Raw genomic sequence first — 12,740 nt, 5'->3', positions numbered from 1 at the left:
CGGACCGCCACCGATCCGGGCGCGCGCCGCAGAGTGCGTCGCGCGCCCGGACTCGGCCGCGAGCCGCCCGGCCGCCTCCCCTACAGTGCCTTGGCGGGCGGCTTGACCGCGGCGGAGACGATCAGCCCGGCGCCGCCGGGCACCGCGTCGACCTGCACGTCGTCGCCGTCGCGGACCTGTCCCGCGAGCAGTTCCCGGGCGAGCTGGTCGCCGATCGCCGTCTGGACCAGGCGCCGCAGGGGCCGCGCCCCGAACACCGGGTCGTAACCGACGTCGGAGAGCCATTCCTTGGCGGTGTCGGTGACCTCAAGGCCGATCCGCCGCTCCTGCAGCCGAGCCCGCAGCCGGTCGAGCTGGAGATCGACGATGCGGGTCAGGTCCTCCCGGCCGAGCTGGTCGAAGACGAGGACGTCGTCGAGCCGGTTGAGGAACTCGGGCTTGAAGGCGTCCCGCACGGCCACCATCACCGACTCGCGCCGCACCTGCGGGCTCAGGGTCGGATCGGCGATGAACTGCGAGCCGAGGTTCGAGGTCAGGATGAGGATCGCGTTGCGGAAGTCGACCGTGCGCCCCTGCCCGTCGGTCAGCCGCCCGTCGTCGAGGACCTGCAGCAGCACGTCGAAGACGTCGGGGTGAGCCTTCTCGACCTCGTCGAGCAGGATGACGCTGTAGGGCCGCCGGCGGATCGCCTCGGTGAGCTGGCCGCCGGACTCGAACCCGATGTACCCGGGCGGAGCCCCGATCAGCCGGGCGACCGAGTGCTTCTCGGCGTACTCGCTCATGTCGATGCGTACGACCGCCCGCTCGTCGTCGAACAGGAAGTCGGCAAGTGCCTTCGCGAGCTCGGTCTTGCCGACGCCGGTCGGGCCGAGGAAGAGGAACGAACCGGTGGGCCGATCGGGGTCGGCGATGCCGGCCCGGGCCCGGCGCACCGCATCGGACACCGCCCGCACCGCCTGGTCCTGGCCGATCACCCGGGCGTGCAGCTCGGACTCCATCCGCAGCAGCTTCGCGGTCTCGCCCTCGAGCAGCCGGCCGGCGGGGATGCCCGTCCAGGCTGCGACGACCTCGGCGACGTCGTCCGGACCGACCTCCTCGTTGAGCATCGCCCCACCGGGAGAGTCCGCGGCGGCCAGCGCGTCGGTGGCGTCGGTCAGCCGCCGTTCCAGCGTCGGGATCGTGCCGTAGCGCAGTTCACCGGCCTTCGCCAGGTCGAGGTCGCGCTCGGCGAGCTCCGCCGCCCGGCGCGCGTTCTCCAGCTCCTCCTTGATCTTCTGGACCTCGGAGATCGAGTCCTTCTCCCGGTGCCAGCGCGCCGTGAGGCTCGACAGCTCCTCGCGCCGGTCCGCCAGCTCGCGCTGCAGCCGCCCGCGCCGCTCCCGGGAGGCGTCGTCGTTCTCCTTCGACAGCGCCATGTCCTCGATCTCCAGCCGGCGCACGGCCCGCTCGAGCTCGTCGATCGCCACCGGCCGGCTGTCGATCTCCATCCGCAACCGGGACGCCGCCTCGTCCATGAGGTCGATCGCCTTGTCCGGCAGGAAGCGGGCGGTGACGTAGCGGTCGGAGAGGGTCGCCGCGGCGACCAGCGCGGCATCGGTGATGCGCACCCCGTGGTGCACCTCGTAGCGCTCCTTGAGACCGCGCAGGATGCCGATGGTGTCCTCGACGGTCGGCTCGCCCACGATCACCGGCTGGAAGCGGCGCTCCAACGCCGGGTCCTTCTCGATGCGGGTGCGGTACTCCTCCAGCGTGGTCGCGCCGATCATGCGCAGCTCACCGCGGGCGAGCATGGGCTTGAGCATGTTGCCCGCGTCCATCGCGCCCTCGGCGCCGCCGGCGCCGACCACCGTGTGCAGCTCGTCGATGAACGTGATGATCTGCCCCTCGGCTTCGCGGATCTCGTTGAGAACCGAGGTCAGCCGCTCCTCGAACTCGCCGCGCAGCTTGGAACCCGCGACCATCGAGCCCAGGTCGAGCGAGACGATCCGCCGGCCGCGCAGCGACTCCGGCACGTCGCCCGCCACGACCCGCAGGGCGAGGCCCTCGACGATCGCGGTCTTGCCGACGCCGGGCTCGCCGATGAGGACCGGGTTGTTCTTGGTGCGCCGGGACAGAACCTGGATCACCCGGCGGATCTCCGCGTCCCGGCCGATCACCGGGTCGAGCTTGCCCTGCTGGGCCCGCTCGGTGAGGTCGATCGAGTACTTCTCCAGCGCGCGGTAGGAACCCTCGGGGTCGCGGCTGGTCACCCGCCGGGCACCGCCGCGGACCTTGTCGAAGGCACCGCGCAGCGCGTCCGGACTCGCGCCGGCGGTGGTCAGAATGCGGCCGGCCTCGCCCCCCTCCTCGGCGAGCGCGACGACCAGGTGCTCGACCGAGGTGTACTCGTCGCCCAGGCGACCCGCCTGTCGCTCGGCGTTGTCGAGCACGGCGAGGAGCTGACGGGACAGTTGGGGCGCCGACACACTCATCCCGGTGGCCCGGGGCAGCCGGGACACGGCTGCCTCGGCCCTGCCCCGGACCGCGTCGACGGAGGTGCCGGTCGAGGACAGCAGCGCCGCACCGACCCCGTCGGGGGCCTCGAGCAGGGCGGTGAGCAGGTGAAGGGGGTCGACGAGTGGTGACCCGTCGCCGGTGGCTCGACTGATCGCCGCGGAGAGAGCCTCCTGCGAGCGGGCGGTGAGGCGTTCAGCGTTCATGGCGGATCCCAGTGTGGTCAGGTGCGTGCAGTGTCATCCGTTCGAACGCTCAGCATACCTGAGTCGTTCCCACTCAACCCTGATTCGTCTCTGCGGGTTCCCGGAAAGGCGAAAGGGGCTCCTCGTGGCCCGTTCCTGGACCGAGAGGAGCCCCCTGGGGTCGGATGCCGCACCGGCCGACGCCCTTGCCGGCCGGGCGGTCAACGGCGGGGAAGCGGCCGCCATACCACGATCGCCCCACGGTCGACAGGGACGAGGTCGCGCCGGTGGCTGGCATGCGCCTCGGCCACCTGCCGCTCCGCGTCGACGCGAGCCCGGGCGAGTTCCTCGGTGAGCTGGCGGACCTGCGCCTGCAGCGCCATCACCTGAGCGCTCAGGTGCAGGATCTGCCGGATGCCCTCAAGGTTGACGCCCTCCTCCTGGGAGAGGCGCTGGACCTCCCGCAACAGGGCGACGTCCCGGGCGGAGTAACGCCGCCCCCGCCCCGCCGTGCGGCCCGGGGTGACCAGCCCGAGGCGGTCGTAGGACCGCAGGGTCTGCGGATGCATGCCGGCGAGCTGCGCCGCGATCGAGATGACGTAGACCGGCGCGTCCTCGTCGTGGGCGGGGCCCGGCAGCGGACCGGTCGGGTAGTACCCCTCCGGCCGGACCTCGGTGGCCGAGCCCAACGGGTCCGGCGGCGGCCGGTCCCCCGACCGCCGTGCCGGCGCCGGCCGCGCGCTCGGCGCGGCCGGCGGATCGGAGGTGCGATTCGGACGCGCGGTCATCCCTCTGCCTCCATCCGTTCCATCAGCGGCGCCCGTGGGTCCTCGGGATGGGCCTGGGCGAACTCGAGCAACGCCGTGCGTGCCCGCGGCGAGAGATCGGCCGGCTTGGGCACGGTCACCTCCAACGTCACGATGAGGTCACCGTGGCCGCCGCCCGCTGCCGGGACGCCTCGCCCACGAGCCCGCAGCCGCCGCCCGCTGGAGGTACCGGCCGGCACCTTCACCGTGAGCGGCGCGCCGTCGAGGGTCGGCACCCGGACCGACGCGCCCAGGGCCGCCTCGGTGATCGTGATGGGGAGCGTGATGGTCAGGTTGTTGCCCTCCCGGTCGAAGACCGGGTGACGCAGTACGTGGACCGTCACCTCCAGGTCACCCGCCGGGCCGCCACGCTCCCCGGGCGTGCCGCGGCCCCGTACCCGCAGCCGCTGGCCGTCGCTGACGCCCGGTGGGATGCGGATGCGCTGTTCGCGTTCGCGCCGACCGGAGCCCCGGCAGTCGGGACAGGGATGGTCGATCAGCGTGCCCTTGCCCAGGCAGTCGCGGCAGGGCTCGGACAGCGCGAATCCGCCCTGCGAACGGGAGACCACGCCCAGCCCGCGGCAGGTCGTACAGGTCCGTGGGGTGGTCCCCGGCCGAGCCCCGCTGCCCTCGCAGGTGGTGCAGGTCGCGGCACCGGGCAGGCGGACCGAAGCCTCCAGCCCGGTCAGCGACTTCTCGAACGGGATGGTCACCTCGGCCTCGATGTCGCCGCCCCGGCGTGGCCCGCGACCCGGCGACGATCGCTGGAACATGTCGAAGAAACCGCCGAGACCGCCGCCCGAGCCACCGAGGAGATCCTCGAAGTTGACGTTCGGGCCGGCGCCGTAACCCCCGCCGGGTGCGCCGAAGCCGCCGGGTGCGCCGAAACCGCCGTAGCCGCCGGCCCGCCCGCCCCCGAGGCCGCCCGTTCGGCCGCCGGCCGCGAACAGCGCCCGGGCCTCGTCGTACTCCCGCCGACGACTCTCGTCGGAGAGGACGTCGTAGGCCTCGGACACCTCCTTGAAGCGCGCCTCGGCCTTCGCGTCGCCGGGGTTCTTGTCCGGATGCAGCTCCCGGGCAAGCTTGCGGTACGCCTTCTTGATGTCGGCCGCCGAGGCGTCCTTGGGAACGCCGAGAGCGGCGTAATAGTCCTTCTCGACCATGTCGCGAACACTCACGGCGCCCCTCCTCTCCTCGTCGTGTCAGTCGGCGCTGACAGTGGGCCCGCCGTTGTCCGGGCCGGGGATGCTGCCGGTGTCGTCGGGGATGGGGCTCGGCCGCTGCGCCGCCTGCTCGTCCGGCAGCCCGGACCCGCCGCGCGCGGCCTCGACGGCTTCCGGCTCGACCTCGGCCGGTGCCGCCTCGCCCGTGGGCTCCGCGACCGCCACCTGCGCCGGGCGCAGGACCCGACCCGCGTGCAGGTAACCGGCGCGGAAGACGTCCACACAGGTCGGGCCGGTCACGTCAGCCCGGTAGGAGTGCATGAGCGCCTCATGGACGGACGGGTCGAACTCGTCGCCCGGCGACCCGTAGCGCTCCAGGCCGGCTGCCTCCAACGATGCTTCGAGGGCCTCGGCGATGGCCTTGAAGGGGCCCTCGAGATCCCCGTGGTCACGGGCGCGGCCGATGTCGTCGAGGGTCGACAGCAGGCTGGCGAGCACCTTGGCGGTCGCCTGCTCGCCGATCTGCTGGCGGTCCCGCTCGACCCGGCGGCGGTAGTTGTCGAACTCCGCCTTCAGCCGCTGCAGGTCCGCCGTGCGCTCGGCGATCTGCTGTTGCAGGGACGCGACGAGCTCGCCGTCGACCTCCTGGTCGAGGGCTCCGGCGGGAGCGGCACTTCCCACCCCGCCGGGTGCGGCGGCGGCATCCGCCCGCACCTCACCGCTCTCCGGGTCGATCCGCCGCCGGTCGCGCACGACCACGCGAGGCTCCTCCTCGTCTCGACTGTCGGACCTGCTCGCACCCCACCAGTCACCAGGTTGACCGGAGGTCACTTCTTGTCCTCCTCGTCCACGATCTCGGCGTCGACGACGTCGTCGTCGGCCGGTCCACCGGAGCCGGGGGCGCCCGCGCCATCCTGGGCGGCCTGCTCGTACATGGCCTGGCCCATCGCCTGGCTCGCGGCGGCCAGCGCGTCGGCTGCCTCGCGGATGGCCGCTGTGTCGGTGCCCGCGACGGCGCCGCGCAGGGTGCCGAGCTTCTCCTCCACGTCGGACTTCACCGCGGCGTCGATCTTCTCGCCGTTCTCGGCCAGGAACCGCTCGGTGGAGTACACGAGGGTCTCCGCCTTGTTGCGGGTCTCGGCCTCCTCGCGGCGGTTGCGGTCCTCCTCGGCGTACTGCTCCGCGTCGCGGACCATCCGGTCGATGTCGTCGCGCGGCAGCGCGGACCCGCCGGTGATCGTCATCGACTGCTCCTTGCCCGTGCCGAGGTCCTTGGCGGACACGTGCACGATGCCGTTCGCGTCGATGTCGAAGGTCACCTCGATCTGAGGCAGGCCGCGGGGGGCCGGCGGGAGACCGGTCAGCTCGAACATGCCGAGCTTCTTGTTGTACGCGGCCATCTCGCGCTCACCCTGGAACACCTGGATCTGCACGGAGGGCTGGCTGTCCTCGGCGGTGGTGAAGATCTCCGAGCGCTTGGTGGGAATCGTGGTGTTGCGCTCGATGAGCTTCGTCATGATTCCCCCCTTCGTCTCGATCCCGAGCGACAGCGGGGTGACGTCGAGCAGCAGGACGTCCTTGACCTCGCCCTTGAGCACGCCGGCCTGCAGCGAGGCACCGACGGCGACGACCTCGTCCGGGTTGACGCCCTTGTTCGGCTCCTTGCCGCCGGTCAGGTCGCGGACCAGGTCGACGACGGCGGGCATCCGGGTGGAACCACCGACGAGCACGACATGGTCGATGTCGCTGACCTTGATGCCCGCGTCCTTCACCGCCTGCTGGAAGGGGTGCTTGCAGCGGTCGATGAGGTCGGAGGTCATCCGCTGGAACTCGGCCCGCGTCAGCGACACGTCGAGGTGCAGCGGGCCCTCCGCCGAGGCGGTGATGTAGGGCAGGTTGATCGACGTCTGGCTGGACTGGGAGAGCTCGATCTTCGCCTTCTCGGCGGCCTCCCGCAGCCGCTGCAGGGCCATCTTGTCCTTGCCGAGATCAACCCCGTGCTGACCGTTGAAGGTCTTGATCAGGTGATCGGTGATCCGCTGGTCCCAGTCGTCGCCGCCGAGGTGGGTGTCGCCGGAGGTGGACTTCACCTCGACGACGCCGTCGCCGATCTCCAGCAGAGAGACGTCGAAGGTGCCGCCACCGAGGTCGAAGACCAGGATGGTCTGCTCCTTCTCGCCCTTGTCCAGCCCGTAGGCGAGGGCGGCCGCGGTCGGCTCGTTGACGATCCGCAGGACGTTGAGGCCCGCGATCGTGCCGGCCTCCGTGGTCGCCTGCCGCTGGGCGTCGTCGAAGTAGGCGGGGACGGTGATGACCGCATCCGCGACGGTCTCGCCGAGGTAGGACTCGGCGTCCCGCTTGAGCTTCTGCAGGATGAAGGCGCTGATCTCCTGCGGAGTCAGGTCCTTCGCGTCGACCTTCATCTTCCAGTCGGTGCCCATGTGGCGCTTGACCGACCGGATGGTGCGCTCGACGTTCGTGACTGCCTGCCGCTTCGCGACCTCGCCGACCAGGACCTCGCCATTCTTCGCGAAGGCCACGACCGACGGGGTCGTGCGAGAGCCCTCGGCGTTCGCGATCACCGTGGGTTCGCCGCCCTCGAGCACGCTCACGACGGAGTTCGTGGTGCCGAGGTCGATGCCGACCGCTCGTGCCATGTCTGTGTGCCTCTCGATCCGTGTCGGCGCGCGGGCGGTGCGTGCGGGCCGACCTCGTGGGGTTGAACCTCTCGGTGGACCGGCTCTCCGAGGGTCACCCGGAGAGTGCGGTCCTGCTTACGCTAGGGCGTATCAGGAGGTTGAGCCTTCCTGACTCATGATGACGGCCCCTAGCATAACCCGGCAGAGGTGAGTCTGCCACACTCAACTTTGCGAACCCGGAGAGGATTCCCACGGGCAGGCCGCTGGGCATGCCACAGACCCGACGCCGCCCGCCGGTCGGGGACCGGCGGGCGGCGTCGGGTGCGGGGATCGTGGCGGGCGTTGGCCGGTCAGGAGTCGGTGGGTGGCTGCGGCTTCGCCTCGTCGGACGGGGAGCCGTCCGAGGGGTCGCCGAGGCTGCCTGCGGCGCCGCTGCGGGGTGGCACGGAGGTCGCCCGCGGCGGCCGTACGGCTGCCAGGATGCGACCCCGGCGGGCGCCGGGGCGTTGCCGGGCGCCCCCGCCGCCCGGGGCGGCCAGGCCGATCGAGGTCACCGGGCCGCCGGCGGCGTCGGGCGGGTCGTCCTCGGCGAGGTCCGCGGCCTCGCCCGGCGCCTCGCGGCCCGGGACGGCCAGCGGCATCCCGGTCCGCTCGCTGAGGTCGACCTGCCGGCCCAGGTCGGCCTCGATCTGGGCGAGCCGGTCGAGCATGTCGCTGGCGTCGCCGTCGCGCTCGCGGATGGTGCGCAGCGCGTCCATCAGGCTCAGCCACTGGTCCCGGTCGACGGTGACCTGGTCGGCCAGGCGGTTGGCCGAGAAGGCCGGGAACAGTCGCTCCGCCGCGGCGATGATCTGCCGTACCTCGCCCGGGTTGAGGCGGCCGGGCTTCTTGCGGATGAAGTTGGGGACGTCCTTGATACTGATGATCGTCACACCGTCGACGGCGCCGTCGCTCCACAGCACGTTGGCCTCGACCATCACCAGGATCGGGCTGACCGGGATCTTGAGCATCGGCAGCGCGGCCCGAATCTGGCTGCGGACCTCGCCGCCCAGCCAGGAGGCCCGGTCGATCACCGGCTTGAGCGACTCGCCGTCACAGATCGCCCCGCCCTTGGTGTAACGGACGGTCCCCTTGCTGTTGTCACTGCCGAGCACCATCACCCCGCCGGGACCGATCACGAGGTGGCCGATGGTCGCCTCCGAGTACGGCACGGACCGGTCGTGGAGGATGATGTAGCCCTGCCGGCGCAGCCGGGCGATGGCCCGGGCGGTCCTGCGTTCGGCCTCGGCGCCCTCCCGCAGCGACTCGATGTCCGGTGCGGTGCCGTACGCGGCGATGATGATGCCGGCCGGCCAGGCCAGGAAGACCAGAAAGAACGCGGCGATCGCGATGCCGGGCTGCCCGACCCCGAAGCCGATGACCAGGGCGAGGACGAAGCCGACCACGGCCGCCCGGGCCGCGATGCGGGGGACCTGCCGCGTCAGCCGGTCCCGCCGGACCAGTGCCTGGTTCTCCCGGGCCCGCTGGTACTCCGTCTGCAGGGACTGCCCGGGACGGCCGACTCGGGTCATCGTCGGCCGGGTGATCGTTGCCATCGTGCCCACCATGGTCGCAGGGGTCGTCAACGTTGGTAGCGGCCCGTCCGCCGGGAACGCCGGGCGTCGTCGCGACAGCGCTGGCACCGAGCCCACGCATGCCGGGGAGAAGCATGCACCGCGGGACACACGATCGCCCGGTCAGCGTGGGCGAAAGGCCGTCCCCATGGTGCGTCGAAGATCCCTGTAGCACAAGGGTTGACATCATCGACTCGGGTGACTTCGCGGCGCGGACGTGGGCGGGACGTGGTCGGACGTGGCGGGACGGTGCTGGCGCCGCGCCCGCCGCCGGCCGCCCGCCGAGGCCGGCGCGGGTGCGCGACGGCGCGGTAGTCGCGGCGGTGCGGGGCGTTGCGCGTCGGTTGGGCATCTGCCACTGAAAGTAGCAGTCCAGAGCACCCGGTGCGGGTGATCGGGCCTTCGGACCCCCTATAACGGGCCGCTCGGACCACGTCGTGGCAGGGTCGGGTGGTAGGCGGGCTCGCCGCCGGCTGAAGAGGTCAACGCCGTCCGCACCCGGATCGCGAAGACGACCTTGGTCGGTGGATGGGACGGGGCTCGTCGGATGGGACGGGGCTCGTCGAACGGGTGGTGCGGATCACTCGTCCCATTTGTTACTGGCCGGTACGAGTAGGCTCACCCGCAATGGTGGGTGCCAGATGGAGGATGCTGTGAGAATTGCGATCGGTGGAGCGATCACGCTGATCGCTCTCGCGGTAGCCGGACGCCGGGTGTTCTGGCTGTTCCGGCTGATCAGGTCGGGACAGCCGGCGCAGGGCCGGCTGGACGACCTGCCGAAGCGCATCTGGACCGAGATCAGCGAGGTCGGTGGTCAGCGGAAGCTGTTGAAGTGGTCGGTGCCGGGCATCGCGCACTTCTTCACCTTCTGGGGATTCACGATTCTGTTGTTGACCGTCATCGAGGCCTATGGCGGTCTGTTCGACGACGACTTCCACATTCCGGGATTCGGTCACTGGGCGGCCATCGGCTTCCTGGAGGACTTCTTCTCCGTGGCGGTGCTCGCCGGACTGGCTGCATTCACGATCATCCGGGTCAAGAACGCGCCCGCCCGGCTGGAGCGGAAGTCGCGTTTCTACGGCTCGCACACCGGACCGGCGTGGGTCATCCTCGGCCTGATCACGGCCGTCGTCGGGACCCTGCTGATCTACCGCGGCGCCCAGTACAACACCGGGAACCTGCCGCAGGGCCAGACCAAGTGGGCCTTCGCCTCCTACGTCGTCAGCCGGATCTTCTCGGGCCTCTCGCACGATGTGAACGAGGACATCGAGACGGCCTTCCTGCTGCTCAACATCGCCGTCATCATGGGCTTCTCCGTCCTGGTGGTGTACTCCAAGCACCTGCACATCGGCCTGGCCCCGATCAACGTCGTGCTCAAGCGGGAGCCCGCCGCCCTCGGCCCGCTCGGCAGCACCCCCGACATCGAGAAGCTGATGGAGGAGGACGAGCCGCTCGTCGGCGTCGGCAAGGTCGAGGACTTCACCTGGAAGGCGATGCTCGACTTCGCCACCTGCACCGAGTGCGGGCGCTGCCAGAGCCAGTGCCCCGCCTGGAACACCGGCAAGCCGCTGTCGCCGAAGCTGCTGATCATGGACCTGCGGGACCACCTCTTCGCCAAGGCGCCCTACCTGCTGTCGACGAAGGGCGAGGCCGAGGGCGAGGAGGCACCGAAGGCGGTCACCGGGGTCGAAGAGGACGCCCACGCCCACCACGGCGTGCCCGAGTCCGGCTTCGGCCGCGTGCCCGAGCCCGGCCAGCCCCAGGTGGACCGGCCGCTCGTCGGGACCGCCGAGGAGGGCGGGGTCATCGACCCCGACGTGCTGTGGTCGTGCACCAACTGCGGCGCCTGCGTCGAGCAGTGCCCGGTGGACATCGAGCACGTCGACCACATCGTCGACATGCGCCGCTACCAGGTGATGATCGAGTCGGCGTTCCCGTCCGAGGCCGGCGTCATGCTGCGCAACCTCGAGAACAACGGCAACCCGTGGGGCGTGTCGCCGCGGACCCGCACCGAGTGGACCGAGGGCCTGCCCTTCGAGGTGCGGATCATCGGGGATGGCGAGCAGATTCCCGAGGACGTCGAGTACCTGTACTGGGTCGGCTGCGCCGGTGCCATCGAGGACCGGGCGAAGAAGGTCGCGCGGGCCTTCGCCGAGCTGCTGCACACCGCGGGCGTCGAGTTCGCGATCCTCGGCACCAACGAGTCCTGCACCGGTGACCCGGCCCGCCGGCTCGGCAACGAGTACCTCTACCAGGAGATGGCCAAGGCGAACATCGAGCTGCTGAACGAAACGGGCGTCAAGAAGATCGTCGCGACCTGCCCGCACTGCTTCAACAGCCTCGCCCGGGAGTACTCCTCGCTCGGCGGCGAGTACGAGGTCGTCCACCACACCCAGCTGCTCGGCAAGCTCGTCGAGGAGCGCAAGCTGGTGCCGATCACTCCGATCGACTCCTCGGTCACCTACCACGACCCGTGCTTCCTCGGCCGGCACAACAAGGTCTACACCCCGCCGCGGGAGATCCTCGAGGCCATCCCCGGTATCCGCGGTCAGGAGATGCACCGCTGCAAGGACCGTGGGTTCTGCTGCGGCGCCGGCGGCGCGCGGATGTGGATGGAAGAGAAGATCGGCAAGCGGGTGAACGTCGACCGGATGGAGGAGGCCCTCGGCCTCGACCCGGACGTCGTGTCCACCGCGTGCCCGTTCTGCATCGTGATGCTGACCGACGCCGTCACCGAGAAGAAGCTCGCGGGTGAGGCGAAGGAGAGCGTCGAGGTGCTCGACGTCTCCCAGCTCCTGGCCCGCTCGCTGGCCCCGGCGGCGCCGGCGACGACCCCCGCCGAGCCCGTCGGCTGACCTGCGCCAGCTCCACCAGCCCCACCGCAACCGGGGCCCTCGCCAGCGGCGAGGGCCCCGGTTCGTCGTCTACGGTCCCCGGCCGGCACGGGGCCGGCACGTCCCTGCTTGTCCGGAGGGATAAATCGGGCGCAGAACCCTCTGGACAAGCAAGGAGGCCGGCGGGTCAGGCGGGCGGGAGTTCGCCGTTCGGGACGGGGGCGCGGGTGAAGTCGCGGTAGGCGCGGGACGGCGTCGGACCGCGCTGGCCCTGGTAGCGGGAGCCGTAGACGGCCGAGCCGTAGGAGTGCTCGGCCGGCGAGGTCAGCCGGAACAGGCAGAGCTGGCCGATCTTCATGCCCGGCCAGAGCTTGATCGGCAGCGTCGCGACGTTCGACAGCTCCAACGTGACGTGCCCGGAGAAGCCGGGATCGATGAAACCGGCCGTCGAGTGCGTGAGCAGCCCGAGCCGGCCCAGGCTCGACTTCCCCTCCAGCCGGCCCGCCAGGTCGTCCGGCAGGGTGACGATCTCCAGCGTCGAGCCGAGCACGAACTCGCCCGGGTGCAGCACGAACGGCTCGTCGCCGTCGGGCGCGATGAGTTCGGTGAGATCCTCCTGCTCGACCGACGGGTCGATGTGGCTGTACCGGTGGTTGGCGAAGACCCGGAACCAGCGGTCCAGCCGCAGGTCGATGCTGGACGGCTGGATCAGGGCGGGGTCGTGGGGGTCGAGGCGAATCCGGCCCGCGGTGATCTCGGTCCGGATGTCCCGGTCGGACAGCAGCACGTCGTGGACGTTAGAGCATGCGCGGTCGATCTTCACCGCCCGTCCGGCCGGTCGCCGTCGGCGGTGGGGTCGGTCGAGGGTCGGCCGGGGGTCGGCCGAGGGGTCGACCGAAGGAGTGAGACGTAGCGTGACAGGGGTAGGAGAGACGTGTCCGCTCGGGGAACGCCCGGCCGGAACGGGGCGTCCCCGGCGGAGAGGCGGGGAATGCGAACACAGGCGG

At 71.1% G+C, this 12,740-nt stretch carries 8 protein-coding genes; 1 reads left to right on the top strand and 7 read right to left on the bottom strand.

The genetic code is table 11. From position 1 onward, the window contains the following. Positions 1-80 precede the first annotated feature (80 nt). From clpB to FRAAL_RS28970, 6 genes are all read right to left on the bottom strand, one after another. Complete coding sequence (clpB, locus tag FRAAL_RS28995) at positions 81-2,699, bottom strand: ATP-dependent chaperone ClpB (protein WP_011607680.1); 2,619 nt, start codon at positions 2,697-2,699, stop codon at positions 81-83. Positions 2,700-2,899: 200 nt separating this feature from the next. Next, positions 2,900-3,466 (bottom strand): heat shock protein transcriptional repressor HspR, encoded by a 567-nt coding sequence (locus FRAAL_RS28990; protein ID WP_041939937.1) that lies wholly within the window; start codon positions 3,464-3,466, stop codon positions 2,900-2,902. Further along, positions 3,463-4,662, bottom strand: coding sequence for a molecular chaperone DnaJ (gene dnaJ / locus FRAAL_RS28985; RefSeq protein ID WP_011607678.1), 1,200 nt, complete (start codon positions 4,660-4,662; stop codon positions 3,463-3,465). Before dnaJ ends, FRAAL_RS28990 begins: the two co-directional genes overlap by 4 nt. 24 nt (positions 4,663-4,686) lie before the next feature. Further along, positions 4,687-5,478 carry a nucleotide exchange factor GrpE gene (grpE, locus tag FRAAL_RS28980; protein WP_041939936.1) on the bottom strand — a complete coding sequence of 264 codons (792 nt, stop codon included), beginning with the start codon at positions 5,476-5,478 and terminating at the stop codon, positions 4,687-4,689. Beyond that, the gene (gene dnaK, locus FRAAL_RS28975; protein WP_011607676.1) at positions 5,475-7,304 is read right to left on the bottom strand and encodes a molecular chaperone DnaK; all 1,830 of its coding nucleotides are present in this window, start codon (positions 7,302-7,304) and stop codon (positions 5,475-5,477) included. The genes grpE and dnaK overlap by 4 nt, the downstream gene beginning before the upstream one ends. A 332-nt stretch (positions 7,305-7,636) precedes the next feature. Continuing rightward, entirely contained in the window at positions 7,637-8,881 is a 1,245-nt protein-coding gene (locus FRAAL_RS28970) for a nuclease-related domain-containing protein (RefSeq protein ID WP_011607674.1), read from the bottom strand. A 671-nt stretch (positions 8,882-9,552) separates the two neighbouring features. Between FRAAL_RS28970 and FRAAL_RS28965 the strand changes: the two genes are divergently transcribed. Continuing rightward, entirely contained in the window at positions 9,553-11,754 is a 2,202-nt protein-coding gene (locus tag FRAAL_RS28965; RefSeq protein ID WP_011607673.1) for a (Fe-S)-binding protein, read from the top strand. Between the two features lie 166 nt (positions 11,755-11,920). Here FRAAL_RS28965 and dcd read toward each other — a convergent pair whose 3' ends face one another. After that, positions 11,921-12,520, bottom strand: coding sequence for a dCTP deaminase (gene dcd / locus FRAAL_RS28960; RefSeq protein WP_011607672.1), 600 nt, complete (start codon positions 12,518-12,520; stop codon positions 11,921-11,923). Positions 12,521-12,740 lie beyond the last annotated feature (220 nt).

This window comes from Frankia alni ACN14a, assembly GCF_000058485.1.
GTDB lineage: Bacteria > Actinomycetota > Actinomycetes > Frankiales > Frankiaceae > Frankia > Frankia alni.
The sequence above is the reverse complement of the archived record's forward strand: the minus strand, read 5'-3'. Positions and strand labels throughout refer to the sequence as shown.

Bases quoted from the DNA above. Each gene is read 5' to 3' on its own strand.
- FRAAL_RS28970 (WP_011607674.1), bottom strand. From the start codon at position 8,881: ATGGCAACGATCACCCGGCCGACGATGACCCGAGTCGGCCGTCCCGGG.
- clpB (WP_011607680.1), bottom strand. From the start codon at position 2,699: ATGAACGCTGAACGCCTCACCGCCCGCTCGCAGGAGGCTCTCTCCGCG.
- dnaK (WP_011607676.1), bottom strand. From the start codon at position 7,304: ATGGCACGAGCGGTCGGCATCGACCTCGGCACCACGAACTCCGTCGTG.
- FRAAL_RS28990 (WP_041939937.1), bottom strand. From the start codon at position 3,466: ATGACCGCGCGTCCGAATCGCACCTCCGATCCGCCGGCCGCGCCGAGC.